The 13,739-nt window shown below is 57.8% G+C and carries 13 protein-coding genes; 6 read left to right on the plus strand and 7 right to left on the minus strand.

Annotation, left to right across the window (positions count from 1 at the left end; genetic code table 11):
• Position 1: 1 nt before the first annotated feature.
• Positions 2-1,585, plus strand: a complete 1,584-nt coding sequence (locus tag RBB62_RS09340) for a S1 family peptidase (protein WP_309398495.1) — start codon at positions 2-4, stop codon at positions 1,583-1,585.
• A gap of 18 nt (positions 1,586-1,603) precedes the next feature.
• On the opposite strand, the gene RBB62_RS09345 is transcribed toward RBB62_RS09340, so the two are convergent.
• Entirely contained in the window at positions 1,604-3,655 is a 2,052-nt protein-coding gene (locus RBB62_RS09345) for an alginate lyase family protein (protein WP_309398496.1), read from the minus strand.
• Between the two features lie 4 nt (positions 3,656-3,659).
• Positions 3,660-3,902, minus strand: a complete 243-nt coding sequence (locus tag RBB62_RS09350; protein ID WP_309398497.1) for a hypothetical protein — start codon at positions 3,900-3,902, stop codon at positions 3,660-3,662.
• A 127-nt stretch (positions 3,903-4,029) separates the two neighbouring features.
• Here RBB62_RS09350 and RBB62_RS09355 point away from each other — a divergent pair, with 127 nt between their 5' ends.
• The gene (locus tag RBB62_RS09355; RefSeq protein ID WP_309398498.1) at positions 4,030-4,239 is read left to right on the plus strand and encodes a SlyX family protein; all 210 of its coding nucleotides are present in this window, start codon (positions 4,030-4,032) and stop codon (positions 4,237-4,239) included.
• 25 nt (positions 4,240-4,264) lie between these two features.
• On the opposite strand, the gene RBB62_RS09360 is transcribed toward RBB62_RS09355, so the two are convergent.
• Complete coding sequence (locus RBB62_RS09360) at positions 4,265-5,116, minus strand: carbohydrate kinase family protein (RefSeq protein WP_309398499.1); 852 nt, start codon at positions 5,114-5,116, stop codon at positions 4,265-4,267.
• A gap of 127 nt (positions 5,117-5,243) precedes the next feature.
• Between RBB62_RS09360 and RBB62_RS09365 the strand changes: the two genes are divergently transcribed.
• A complete protein-coding gene (locus tag RBB62_RS09365) occupies positions 5,244-5,993 on the plus strand; it encodes a putative 4-mercaptohistidine N1-methyltransferase (RefSeq protein WP_309398500.1) in 750 nt (249 codons plus the stop codon).
• A gap of 150 nt (positions 5,994-6,143) precedes the next feature.
• Positions 6,144-8,489: a Tex family protein gene (locus RBB62_RS09370; RefSeq protein ID WP_309398502.1), complete on the plus strand. Its 2,346-nt coding sequence runs from the start codon at positions 6,144-6,146 to the stop codon at positions 8,487-8,489.
• On the opposite strand, the gene RBB62_RS09375 is transcribed toward RBB62_RS09370, so the two are convergent.
• Positions 8,486-9,184: a hypothetical protein gene (locus RBB62_RS09375; protein ID WP_309398504.1), complete on the minus strand. Its 699-nt coding sequence runs from the start codon at positions 9,182-9,184 to the stop codon at positions 8,486-8,488. The genes RBB62_RS09370 and RBB62_RS09375 overlap by 4 nt on opposite strands.
• A 131-nt stretch (positions 9,185-9,315) precedes the next feature.
• Entirely contained in the window at positions 9,316-10,047 is a 732-nt protein-coding gene (locus tag RBB62_RS09380) for an AraC family transcriptional regulator (protein ID WP_309398505.1), read from the minus strand.
• 175 nt (positions 10,048-10,222) lie between these two features.
• On the opposite strand from RBB62_RS09380, the gene RBB62_RS09385 reads away from it, so the two are divergent.
• A complete protein-coding gene (locus RBB62_RS09385; protein WP_309398506.1) occupies positions 10,223-11,047 on the plus strand; it encodes a sugar phosphate isomerase/epimerase family protein in 825 nt (274 codons plus the stop codon).
• A gap of 9 nt (positions 11,048-11,056) precedes the next feature.
• Positions 11,057-12,160: a Gfo/Idh/MocA family protein gene (locus RBB62_RS09390; RefSeq protein ID WP_309398508.1), complete on the plus strand. Its 1,104-nt coding sequence runs from the start codon at positions 11,057-11,059 to the stop codon at positions 12,158-12,160.
• A 121-nt stretch (positions 12,161-12,281) separates the two neighbouring features.
• Here RBB62_RS09390 and RBB62_RS09395 read toward each other — a convergent pair whose 3' ends face one another.
• Together RBB62_RS09395 and RBB62_RS09400 are read right to left on the minus strand one after the other, a co-directional pair.
• Entirely contained in the window at positions 12,282-13,295 is a 1,014-nt protein-coding gene (locus RBB62_RS09395; RefSeq protein ID WP_309398509.1) for a glycosyltransferase, read from the minus strand.
• A gap of 56 nt (positions 13,296-13,351) precedes the next feature.
• The gene (locus RBB62_RS09400) at positions 13,352-13,732 is read right to left on the minus strand and encodes a hypothetical protein (RefSeq protein WP_309398510.1); all 381 of its coding nucleotides are present in this window, start codon (positions 13,730-13,732) and stop codon (positions 13,352-13,354) included.
• Positions 13,733-13,739 lie beyond the last annotated feature (7 nt).

A 13,739-nucleotide genomic window follows, 5' to 3' on the forward strand; every position in this document is an offset into this window, starting at 1 on the left:
AATGAAACGAAAACAACAGCATGTAACGCAAATGCGCCCCGGGAGAAGCATAAAAGCCTGGGTCGTGCTGAGCATCTTCATCTTTGGCGCGATTTACTCATCCGCAGCCGTCACCTGGCAAGCAAGCCCCAAGCAATCCTTTAAAGTCGGTTTTCCCGCTGGAACCGGCTCAGTCACGCTAGAGCCCGGCACCGCATATCCGATTATCTGGGAGAAGCAAGACGAGTGGTACATCACCGTCAATTTAGACGGCAAGGCTCGCAACCTGCTCGTGAGCAAAACTTCCGGTGCCACCACACGCGATAATGAACTCGTGGTGGCCAAGCCGTTGAAAATCGACGCCAGCCAGCAGTATGCAATCCTTCGAAAAGAGGAGCAGTATCCTGTCATTGAACGCTCCGAGGATAAGATTTCCATCGAACTGCCTGACGATAGCCCGCTACGCACCTGTGCCTTTCCCAAAAAATATTTCTCGCTGATCGCGATCATGGTCAGCGAAGATTCGCTCGCCCCGAGCGAGAGCGGCGACGCACTGAAGCAGCAGCATGACGCACTTAAAAAGCAGCACGCCCACGACCTCATCCTGAAGGCCGACAAGCCGGAAGACTACGTGCTGCTCATCATTGGGGACGCAGGCTCGGGCACCGGATTCCTGATGCGCGAGGGCGACAACGTTTATTGCTACACCGCCTTCCACGTCATCGACGGATTGAAGGGCATGCAAATCTTCAAAATGAGCGGCGAAGAGCTAACGCCACTCACCCTGGAAGTCTCCAACCGGCGCGACATCGCGCGCATGCTCATTGGGGGCATCGACAAGGCCTTGCCCGGCTTTCGCGAGGCAAAAATCGGCGAGGAGCTCACCGTTTACGGCAACTCCCAGGGCCGCTATCGCATCACCGAGCTAAAGGGCAAAGTAACCGGCGTCGGCAACAATGAGATCGAGACCAATGCCGAGTTCACCTCGGGCAATAGCGGCAGCGCCCTGGTGGCCAAGAGTGACGGCTATGCAATTGGAGTGGCCAGCTACATCGAATCCAGCGCATCCCCCGACGACCTCAGCGTGCGCGGCACCCAGTTTGCCAAGCCCCGCCGTGTCAGCGAGGCGCTGGACGATCGTATCGACTGGATCAACGCCGACCCCAGGCGCCTCATTTCCGCCAACCGAAAATACCAGGAGAACAAGGAATTCATCGGCCAATGCCTCTACGTGATGCTGCGCATCGTCGGCAACCCCTACAAGCCGGTTAGCGACCTGAATATCTCCGACCTAGGCCTGAAGCGCTGGATCAGCAACTACAACCGGCGAATCCAGCAAGCGCGCAAAGGAGTCTCTGATTACGAAAACAGCCCCGAAGGCGTTCAGGAATTTGCCAGCGATTTGCTCGTGCTTTACAAAGAAGAGATGGAGCGCTTTACCCGCTTGTGTAATGCCCGCGAAGCGCAAATTCGCGCGATGCGCTTCTACCCGGGAACTCATTTCCAAAACGAACAAAACCAGCGCATGCTTTACGAGATGGAAGCCTTGAATGAGATCAACGAGAACTTCGTCCGCCGACTGCAAACCCTGGCTTCAGGCAACTAACTTTGCATCGCAAAGTCTTTACGGCGCCAGCCTCAAGCCTTCCCGAAAACGGTCAAGCAGCTGATCCCAATTCGCATCGACCGGTGCAATAATCCAGTAGAAGGTTGCCGGAGCAGTAAGCTGGGTGCTGAAAATCGCCTGCGTCGCAGGGAATCGCTTATTAAAGGACGGGCTATACCAGCCCGCCTCAAAAGGCTCCGTTTGGCCGCGCAGAAGATCTACCGCCCAAGGCTTGTCGCTAACTAATACCATGCGCAGATTCGCGCCCTCGGCATCCACTGTCACCAAGCCATCATCATCCTGCTCGACCATGCGATCCGGGTGAAACAACCAACGCGCCTCCACCGTCGTCGGCCCAAAAGCAATCACTTCATCTTCCACAATCCAAGCCTCCCCGCGCAGGTAGCGCACCGTGCGCCGGTGGGTGCGTGGCCCCTGCCCCTTGAGCGGCTGCGCGGGGAACTGGACGCTAGCGGAAAAAACATCCTCACCCTCGCCAATCTCCGCTACGACCTCCATTGGCGTGCCGACTTTAGACGGGCCGGGCAGCGGCGCCAGCCTGTCGAGCATGATCGTGTTGTGCCCCATCGGCCCGGTGAAGTAATCCCGCGTCGCACCAGGCAGATAGTTGTAGCGCCCGGTATCGACGAGGAAATCTTTTCTGCCAAAAGACACCGACAAATGCAGCCGATCATTGTGGTGGTGATCGCTGCCGTAGGGGCCGATATCGAAGAACGCCCATTGCGCATCCCCCGTCCAGCCGTCGCGCATAATCGCGTGCCCCGCCCACGGATAGTACCGCGACTTGAACCCCTCAGGCTCTTGCCCACTTACACCTGCTGACGCGAGGTATTCCCAATCCGGATGCTCAAACCATTTCAAGGCCCGCTGCAATTCGCGGCGGTTATTGATCAGGTCAGAATCATTATTGAGCGGGCCATGACCATCGGGGCGCATCGCGTAAGCGAAGTAGTCCCACATGCGTTCCACACCAGGCTTCACGCGCTCGATGTATTTCGTTTTACCAGAGGCAACCAACAGCTCCAGATAACGCTGAAAACTCAGCAGCGCTGTGAATTGATAATGGTTCGTGAGCTCTTCATAAGCGCCATCAGGATAGACCTGCTTTTCCATCAAGCCGGCTACGGTGCTCACCGAATCATCGAGCCACGCCCCGGCGTCTTTGAACTCCGGAAACGCAATCGCGAGCAGCCCCAGCATGACCTTTTCCGTCAGCAAATGATTGCCCCATAGGGAGGGGTAATTCAGCAGCGCATCGGCGTGATCAGGAATGCTCGACAGCAGCAGTAGCCGCGCACTCGGAGAAAAATCCGGCGAGTCTTCCAGGCGCACAAAAGCAAACAGCCATGCGCGGTCGATGCGGCGCGCTACCTCCAGCGGACGCCAAGCCGACGAAAACGAACGTCCACCCGGGTAGGGATTCGCGCGCACCCAGTCGGCAATATTCTCGCCGGCAAACTTCGCGTAGCGCGGATCACCCGTCTGCTCCCACATCGCAGTGACGGGTATCAGGTAGCCCATGCGGTTGATCCACCACGACCACTCCGGATCATCGCGCGGCCCGCGATCCGCCCAGTCGAGGAGTCCATTCTCCTGCCGAGGTTGAAGCCCGTAGTTTCCATGCTGCTCGTAAATGTCCTGCATTACCAGCTCGGCCATCGCATAGTTCGCACCGATGCCCGAGACGTCCTCCGAAATAATCTCAGCCCACTCACGCTGCCGGTAATACTCGACCAAGGCCAGGCCCGCGGCCTCAAGATCGCCAGATTCGTAAAACGCCTTCACCGACTCAAGGCCCGGGTAGCCTAAATTGATCTGCTCCAGCAAACCACGTAGGCGCTCGCTCGATATTTCCAACGGCTCATTTGGCAGCCGCTCGTCGGGCGCGAGCTTAACACCCGCCCAGTCGATTTCCGCAGGCGGCCGCCATTCCGCAGCTTGCGCCTTCACTTCCGCCACGGTCGACGCTACATCGCCATAACCGGACGCAGCCAAAGCGCTCAACGCCACCGCGCAAACCAGCCCCCATCTGCGCATTGCCCCGCGCATGTCCTTAGGAAAGTCCACGCCCGAGCAGACGGCCCAGCGGCTTGCTCAGCGCCCACATCAGCCCGGCTATGACGATCAAGCTCAGCGGGCGCGCCACTTGGATCAGGATGAAATAGCCGAGGTAGGTGGGGTTAAAATCGCTCGCCCCTTCAATGAGGTTTGCGACCAACAGCCACAACCCCAGCACGCCAAAGAATAACGCGCAAAGCCGAACGCCGAGGATTGCATGGGCGGTAGTGGAGTTCATGAAGCCCACCTTAGTGGCCGAAGATTAAAGGAAAAAGATTAAAGATTAAAGTTTTTCGTAGCCCCAAGCCCAGCCGCGCCTCCCCTTTTTCCTTTAATCTTTTTCCTTTTTCCACTTAAACGCTTCCATGAACTCCGACGACTTCGAGCAATCCATCATCCGCCTGGAATCCCAGTTGGCGCACCTGCAGCGCCACGTGGAAGAGCAGGACCGCGAGATCTACCGTCAGGGCGAACTCGTCAACCGCCTCGTGAGCGAATCGAAAAAACTGCGCGACCAAATGCAAAACATGGCCGACGCCAAGGACATCCCCAACGAACGCCCACCGCATTATTAGACGACCAAGCTTTGCGTTGCAAAGTTTAGACCGCGCCGTCCTGCCCGGCAATCATCGCGCCACGCGCGCAGGCCGCCTTCAGCGCCTCGGCAACCGGCTGACCTGAAATCAGTCCGAAAATCAAAGCCGCCATAAATGCATCTCCCGCACCCACCGTGTCTTTCACTTCGACGGGCGGTGACTTGGCCGAGTGGACCTCGCCATTGTCCCAGAAAACACCGCCCTCGGCGCCACGGGTTACGCAGATACGCTGGCAACCGGCAATCACCTTCAGCTTCGTGCATTGCGACGCGACGCCGTCCACTGAGTCAGCGGGGTCGGAGTCGGTCAGGCGGCCCAGTTCGATCTCGTTGAGCTTCACCAAGTCGGCTTTAGCGGCGAGCTTGAGCGCGAGCTCCACATCGTCGTAAGGCTCGCGTAGATTCACATCCAGGCAGCGCATCGGCCCCTTGGGCGTCAGCAGGGACTCCAGCCGCTCGCGATTGGTGTGCAGCCGCAGCGCCAAAGTTCCGTAAACGATCGCTTGCACATCTTTCACTGCGGAGAGCACACATTGCCCTACATGAATTTCGTCCCACGCAACCGGCGTCGGAAAAGTGTAGCTCGCATTGCCCTCATCGCTGAGCGATGCGATCACCGTTCCGGTCGGCAACTCATTGTCGCGGAGGACATATTCCAAACCTACGCCGTGTGCCTCAGCTCGCCGTAGCGCTTCGTCGCCAAGAAAGTCTTTGCCTACCGTGGACACAAGATGCGAGTCAGCACCTAGCTGCGCCAGGTGACACGCGACATTAAAGGGCGCGCCGCCGAGGAAAAGCCCCCGCGGCAGGCAGTCCCACAGGATTTCGCCAAAACAGATAATGGATGGTTGAGGCACAGTATAATGAGGGGTCGAAGTTCCGTTAAAAGCTCGCCCTGTATCATACACCACCCCAAGCAGAACGCAAAAAGAAACCTGCGCTTCCGTTCTTGGCGGACGCACTTTTTTCCCTACTGTGGCGTATATGAGCGTCTACGAGACCGAACCCTTACTTGCCCAATATTTGTTACTTCACTACGGCACCGCCGATGAAGTGCTACCCTTCGCTTTCGGGCCCAAGAGCGCGCTGGACTTCCCACTTCGCTGCGTGGAAGACCTCGTGGCCCGCATCGATATCCCCGCCAGCGCCCGCGCGCTCGACGTCGGTTGCTCCGTCGGTCGTACCAGCTTCGAGCTCGCCCGCGTCTGCGAGGAAGTGATCGGCATCGACTTCTCCCAAAGCTTCATCAACGCCGCGCTTACTTTGCGGGACAAAGCTCAACTCGACTACGAACGCCCGCACGAAGGCGACATCACCCTGCGCACCACCGCCGTCGCACCCGACCGAGTGGAACGCGAGCGCGTGGACTTCCGAGTCGGCGACGCCATGAACCTCCCGGCCGAGCTCGGTCAGTTCGACGTTGTCATGGCGTGCAACCTCATTTGCCGTCTCCCCGATCCGATGAAGTTCCTCAGCCGCCTCAAAGAGCTTGTGAAACCCGGCGGTCAGTTAATCATCACCACCCCATTTTCCTGGCTCGAAGAATACACCCCCAAGGACAACTGGCTCGGCGGCCTACCCGACAAGTCTGACTCATTTCTCGGCCTCCGCAGCGCGTTGAGCACCGACTTCAAGAATGAGCTTACGCAAGACATGCCCATGCTCATCAAGGAGCACGCGCGCAAGTATCAATGGACAGTCGTCCAAGGCACACGCTGGCGTCGCAAAGGCTAAACAAAAACCCCCTGCGCCCACTCTACCGCTACAGCTTGCCTGGAGACTGCGCCCGACCTTTGCCAGCGATCTGTAAAAAGAAAAAGTCGCGCCGAAATTCCTTTGCCAACGGCGGCAACGTTGTCTGTATTCCACCCTTTTTCTCGCGCTATGAACGAAACCCATGTGATCTCCATTGCCCAGGAAATTAGCGTCCCCGTCATGCAAGTGGCGGCGACGGCCAAACTGCTCGACGAAGGCGCCACCGTGCCCTTCATCGCCCGATACCGTAAGGAAATGACGGGGCAGCTGGACGAAGTACAGATCACCGCGATTCGCGACCGCCTGGGCGAAATGAAGGCCCTCGACGATCGCCGCGCATCGATCGTGAAGTCCCTCGAAGAGCGCAACCTGATGACCGACGACCTCAAGGCCAAGATCGACGCCGCCGAGTCCGTCGCCCGCCTGGAAGACGTTTACCAGCCCTTCCGCCCCAAGCGCCGCACCCGCGCCATGATCGCGCAGGAGAAGGGCCTCGCCCCGCTGGCGGATTTCCTCTTCGAAAACCAGGGCGCCGCCGTCGACGCCGAGGCCGCGAAGTTCATCGTTGAAAGCGAGGAAGAAGACAAGGCCGTGCCGGACGCAGCCGATGCGCTCAAGGGCGCGCGCGACATCCTCGCCGAACGCTTCAGCGACGACACCGATATGCGCGTGAGCATGCGCAAGCTTTACGAAGAAGACGCCATTCTCGAGTCCAAGGTCATGTTTGGCAAAGAGGCCGAAGGCGCAAAGTTCCAGGACTATTTTGACTTCAGCGAGCCGCTCGCCAAGGTGCCCTCGCACCGCATGCTGGCCATCCGCCGCGGCGCGAACGAAGGCTTCCTGTTTTTCCGCATCGTCGTGGATGAAGAGCACGCGACCGGCCTCATGAAGCGCCGCTTCCTCGCGGGCAACGGCGAGGCTGGCAAGCAAGTCGAGCTCGCCATTGAAGACTCCTTCAAGCGCCTGCTCGGGCCGTCGATGGAGACCGACTCGCGCCTCTCCTCCAAGAAGCGCGCCGAGGAGCAAGCCACGAAGGTCTTTGCCGAAAACTTGCGCGAGCTGCTGCTTGCTTCGCCGCTCGGCCAAAAGCGCGTCATGGCGGTCGACCCCGGTTTCCGCACCGGCTGCAAAGTCGTCTGCCTCGACGCCCAGGGTGCACTGCTGCACAACACCGTCATCTACCCGGGCATGGGCGGCTACAAGGACGAGGAGGCGAAGAACGTTATCCTCGCGACCTGCCACCAGTTTAACATCGAAGCCATCGCGATCGGCAACGGCACCGCCAGCCGCGAGACCGAGGCGTTTATCAACAAGTGCGGCCTGCCGAAGTCGATCACCGTGGTGATGGTCAACGAGAGCGGCGCGTCGATCTACTCGGCGTCCGAAGTCGCCCGCGAAGAATTTCCCGACCACGACCTGACCGTGCGCGGCGCGGTGTCGATTGGCCGCCGTTTGATGGACCCGCTGGCCGAGCTCGTGAAGCTCGATCCGAAGAGCATCGGCGTGGGCCAATACCAGCACGACGTCGACCAAATGAAGCTCAAGGATAGCCTCGACGACGTCGTGGTCAGCTGCGTGAACGCCGTCGGCGTGGAGGTTAACACCGCCTCGAAGCAGCTGCTCAAATACGTTTCCGGCCTCAACACCCGCCTCGCCGAAAGCATCGTCGCCACGCGCAATACCAACGGCCCTTTCCGCTCCCGCAAAGAGCTGCTCAAGGTAGCCGGCATGGGCCCGAAGAGCTTTGAGCAATGCGCGGGCTTCCTCCGCATTCGCGATGGCGAGCACCCACTCGACGGCTCCGCGGTCCACCCGGAGCGCTACACGCTCGTGGAAAAGATGGCCGCCGACGCCGGTTGCTCGGTCTCCGATCTCGTCCACAGCGACAAACACCGCACGCGCATCCAACTGGACAAATACGTGAGCGACGAAGTCGGCCTACCGACGCTTAAGGACATCCAGTCCGAGCTCGCCAAGCCCGGCCGCGACCCGCGCGAAAAGTTTGAAGCGTTCAGCTTCGCCGAAGGCGTCAACACGATGGACGACCTTTCCCCCGGCCTCAAGCTGCCCGGCATCGTGACCAACGTTGCGGCCTTCGGCGCTTTCGTCGATGTCGGCGTCCACCAGGACGGACTGGTCCACATCAGCGAGCTGAGCGATGATTTCGTCAACGACCCGGCAGAGGTGGTCAAAGTCCACCAGCACGTGCAGGTGACGGTGCTCGAAGTCGACGCCGCCCGAAAGCGCATTTCGCTTTCGATGAAGACCATGCGCGACGGTGCCCAGCCGCACAAGCATGCCGGCCGTGGTGGTGATCAACGCGGACAGCGCAACGACCGTGGCGGCTTCCGTGGCAACGACCGCGGACGCGGTGGCTACGGCGGCGGCAATCGAGGCAATGATCGTGGCCCACGTCGCGGCAACGAACGCCAGCGCAACCAGTCCTTCGGCAACTCGCTGGGTGATTTGTTTTAAGGCGTGCCAGTGCTCTTGCCAGCCTTCATGCCCTTCAACCAACGCGCATGGGCCGTCCCACATTCCGGGCAATAGTAGATTCTTCGTGTTTTTTCTGGCATAACAACACAGCCACCCAACACTCTTTTTTTATAATGGGGGAAGCTGTTTGCTAACAACTTCCAATCAGGCTCAAATTCTTCACCAAGCGGAAGGCCGTATTCTATCTCGGCGTCAATTATCTGCATTGGGCGACCATGGACCTCACACACACCGCGTTCGTATACGACGACATCATTGCTCAGAATCTTAGTAATGACAGGTTCCATTCCATCAAAACAATATTCCGGGACTCCCTTCGCCAAGTAGTCCTTTTTATCTTTTTCGCTAACACTCGAAAACAGCGACGGATGAGTTTCCTTTTCCCAAACAAGATGAAATGAATAGACCTCACCTTCCTGAATGTTCTTTGGGAAGTATTCGAAGTCGCCATATTCATCAGGCGTGTCCCACTGAATCCAGAGAATTTGCTCACCAAAAGGTAGAGTCAACATCCTGGGCAAGTCCCCAGTCTCGCTACCAGTCGGAGCAAACTCTGCGGGGGCATTGATGACGATAGGCTTATAAACATCTTCCGCATAAGTCGCGATCGACATACAACAAACCAGCAATTCGGTGAATAATCGTCCAAAAACCTTCATCACAATTAGCAGCATACTTCACGCACCATAATTATCAATAGTGATTACACATGATCACTAGCTACGCTATCGGAATGAATCGGTGCCTGCGGTAGCCATGCTCGCTGCCCCAAGCGAGGCATTCGCCGGATGCGCAGGCAAAGACATCACACCAGATCAAAATCAGTTGCGTTCTTTGAGCGCGTATACGCCTCTCGATAATCAGAAGCCGAGCGGTCGTAAAACTTACGAAAAGCGCGGCAGAAGTTCTCGGTATTGGCGTAACCACATTCGGCTGCCACAGCTTTGATCGGCGTGTTCGTGGAAGCCAGTGCATGCCCGGCCGCGCGCATGCGCTTTTGAATCAGGTATTGATGCGGGCTCTCGTCAAGATGCTCACGGAACAGCGCATGCAGATGCGATACGCTGAGGTCGGCGCTTGCCGCGATGTCTTCCAAGCCGATAGGCAACGCGTAATTTGAGTTGATGAAGTCCGTCGCGAGCCTCAACTGCGGATGCAAGTTCTGGGTATTGGCTTGAGCATGAAAATGCTCCAACTCGAAACGCAAACGGCTCAAAAAAAGATTACCGATGACACCACGGTCCAAGGCCTCAAAGTGAAAGGCGTGCAGCATTTGTTCGGCAAACTGATGCATTGCCTTCCGGTCGCCCCATTGAAACACCCGCGGCCAGGGCGACATTGCTTCTCCCCGCAAGCGAACGATCTCCACATTCAGGCAATTGTAATAGCTATCCCGGGGCGACTCCGATACTGTATACTCACCCTCTTGATGGCAAAAGACCGCGCCTTCTGTATGCAAGACTGGTTCTTCTTCAAAACCGTAAACCGAACCCTCCAATATGATTTCAAACCGGTAATACCGCTTAGGAATTTGCACGGATTTAATCGCCCCGCCTTTTCCACTAAGGTATAAGCCGATACTTTTTAGATCTGGAAGATTTCGCCAACGATTCATAGAATTAGTCAATATACTGAATAAAGCAGCTATGTTATAGTGCTATTTATATAAATTTACAAAAGAATTTATCAAACCCCGAACTAGGACCCTTACTATGACTCCACAAATATCCGTGCAACTTTTCAGCGTTCGCGATCAGGCCAAGGCCGATTACGAAGGCACCATCCGCGCCATTGCCGACATGGGCTTTGGCTGCGTCGAACCCGCTGGCTATCCCGGCTCCTCGCCCGAAGCAGCTGCCAAGCTCTTCGCCGAGCTCGGCCTCAAGGCGCCCTCCGCGCACATCGGCCTGCCCATCGGCGACGATAAGAACGCGATCATTGAGCAAGCTCAGCTCATGGGTCACCAGTATCTCATCACCGGCTGCCCCCCGAAATTCAAGGAACACTACGAGTCCATGGACGGCGTGAAGGCCATGACCGAGCTCTACGCCGAAGCCGCCGCCAACGTTGCACCCTACGGCATTCAGATCGGCTACCACAACCACGACTGGGACCTCGCCGAAGTGGAAGGCCAGCGCGGCTACAAGTATTTCCTCGCAAATACGCCGGACACCGTCGTCTATGAAGCCGACATCTTCTGGGTCGCCCGCGCAGGGCTCGACCCCGCCGCCTTCATCAAGGAAATCGGCGTGCGCGGCAAGGCCCTCCACTTCAAGGATGGCATCGTCAACGATCAGGCCAAGTTCCAGGAAGCCGAAACCGAAAGCGGTAAGATCATGCTCAGCAGCTCGATCCCCTTCCGCGCCGCTGGCACGGGCCAAGTGGACCTCCTCGCCGCTTACAAGGCTGTTCAAGAAACCGGCCAGACCGAAATCATCGCGGTCGAGCTCGACAGCTTCGAAGGTGACATGATGGGCGCCATCAAGACCAGCTACGACTACCTCACCAGCAAGAACATCGCCCAAGGCACGAAGTAAAGGAACCCCATGGCAGACAAAATTGGAATCGGCATCATCGGCTGCGGCAACATCTCGCAAGCCTACTTTAACGGCGCGAAGCTCTTCGAAGTGCTCGAAGTGGTTTCCTGCGCAGACGTCAACATGGACGTCGCCAAAGCTAAGGCGGAAGAAAACGAGTGCCTCGCGCAAACCGTGGACGAGCTGCTCGCCAACCCGGATGTGCAACTCGTCATTAATTTGACGATCCCCGCCGTCCACGCGGAGGTCAGCCTTGCGGCGCTCAACGCAGGCAAGCACGTGCACAGCGAAAAGCCATTGGCGGTCACCCTCGAAGACGCCAAAAAAGTGCTCGAAACCGCGAAGGCCAAGGGCCTGCTCGTAGGTTGCGCGCCAGACACCTTCCTCGGCGGCGGCATCCAAACCTGCCGTAAGCTCATCGACGATGGTTGGCTGGGCGACATCAAGAGCGGCACCGCGTTCCTCATGAGCCGCGGCCCGGAAAGCTGGCACCCGAACCCGACCTTCTTCTATGAAGTCGGCGCCGGTCCGATGTTCGATATGGGCCCGTATTACATCACCGCCCTCGTCAGCCTGCTGGGTCCGGTCAAGCGTGTCAGCGCAGTGACCACCAAGGCTTTCGAAGAACGCATCGCAACCTGCAAGGAACAGTTCGGCAAGCTGCTGCCTGTCGAGATTCCGACCCATTACAGCGGCGTGCTCGAGTTCCATAGCGGCGCGGTCATCAACATGACCATCTCCTTCGACGTGCATAAGCATGGCCATAGCCCGATTGAAATCTACGGCACCGAAGGCTCACTCAAGGTGCCGGACCCGAATACCTTCGATGGCCCGATCTCCCTGTGGACAGCGGCAACCAAGGAATGGCAGGAAACGCCCTTCAGCCACCCCTACCGCATGAACTCCCGCAGCATTGGCGCGGCCGACCTGGCCTACGCAATCCTCAGCGACGGCAAGCACAAGCACCGCGCCAGCGGTGAGCTCGCCTACCACGCATTGGAAGTCATGCACTCCTTCCAGAAGGCTTCGGAAGCTGGCGCAGCAGTGACGATCGAGTCCTGCCCGGAACAACCGTCAGCCCTTCCCTTGCAGTTGATCGAAGGCCGCCTGTAAGGCGCAACAACTTAAGCATCTTCAACACAGCGCCTATCGAGGAAATCTCTCGGTAGGCGTTTTCTTTTTGCGCAGCTGTAGCGTTAACGGGCCTGCGAACTTTGTAATGAAAAGTAGGTAACTACGCCGCCGGAATATAATCCACGCCGAGGCGGTAGCCGCGCTTTTGTAAGTCGGCTTCAATGAGCTGACGCGCGCCGCGGGCGCCGACATAGATCAGCACCGCAACGGGGCCTGGCTCGGGGAGTCCATCGGGGGAAATAACGGGGATTCCTTCGATCTCCTGGCCGATTTTATTTTCGTCGATGTCGATGTAGCTCGCGATCTTAACACCGAGGCGGCGCAAGTGCTGAAGCCGCTTACGCGTCGTCCGGCCAGCTCCCCACACGTAGAGTTGCTTGCGGGCAAAGTTATCCCTCAGCCACTGATTCAGGTAGTAGGCCTTGAGCTGGTAAAACACATCCACGTCGTAGCGCGGATCGTTGCGCGAGAGGCGCGTCGGCAAGTCGCGCCAATGCAGGAGCGACTCTGGGCATTTTCCCATGCGGACCCCGGCAGCGGCCCAACGCAGCCACAACTCGTAGTCCTCGGGGAAGTCGCCGTTTTTATAGCCGCCATGCTGCTCGACGATCGAGCGCCGAAACGCCACGCTCGGGTGCGCGAAAGGCGACTCGACAAAGCGATAGACATGAATGTCTGAGGGGGTGACGAGCGTGTTAATCCAGTCCACGTAATTCGCATAGCCGGCGTTAGCGTCGCGGTCGCCGAGGAACGTTACACAACTGCCGACCACGCCGATGTCCGGGTTTTCCTCCAAGAAACGAATCTGCGTTTCGAGCCGGTGGAAGGTGGCGATATCATCGGCATCCATGCGAATCAAGTAACGTCCCTGCGAACTTTGTATTGCAAAGTTAAGCGCGTCCACAATACCGCGCCCTGGATTCATTTTGCACTGGATACGCGGATCGGCGGTGGCGAGCTTGCGTGCGATGTCGCCCGTGGAGTCAGTCGAGTGGTCATCCACCAGAATCATTTCCCAGGCGAAAAGCGACTGGGCCATGATCGATCGCACGGCGAGCTCGAGCGTTTCCTCGGCATTCCTCACCGGCAATAACACAGAAACCTGTGGCGGCATGAGCTAGACGCTAAGCATTCCGTACCAAAGCGCAAGCGAGGAGCGATGCCCGCTCGTCAAGGGGCAACGACGCTACTCAAATGAAAGATTGGCAGGAACAACACGCCAACACACAGCGCTCCAATGATCAGCACCAGCACGGATAGCGCCCAGAACACGCCACTGCTCTCACGCTCAGATTTAGACGAAGTCGCCACCACAAAGCCCGCAATTAAAGCAGCGAATATACCTGCGGTAACCAGCAGATTGTATTTCAGCAAGTGCGCCACGTCGAAGACGATCTGAGTCAGCTTCGGCAGCTTAGCGCCGAAGTCCGCAAACATCTCGGCAAAAACTGGCACGACAAAGAGTAGCCCCAGCAATAACAGCAGGCACAGCGAAAAGAAAACCGCAGGGGCTACGACGGACCCACTTTCTTCAGCATGGCGATCACTCATGCTGTAA

The organism is Cerasicoccus maritimus, assembly GCA_031296935.1.
Lineage (GTDB): Bacteria > Verrucomicrobiota > Verrucomicrobiia > Opitutales > Cerasicoccaceae > Cerasicoccus > Cerasicoccus maritimus.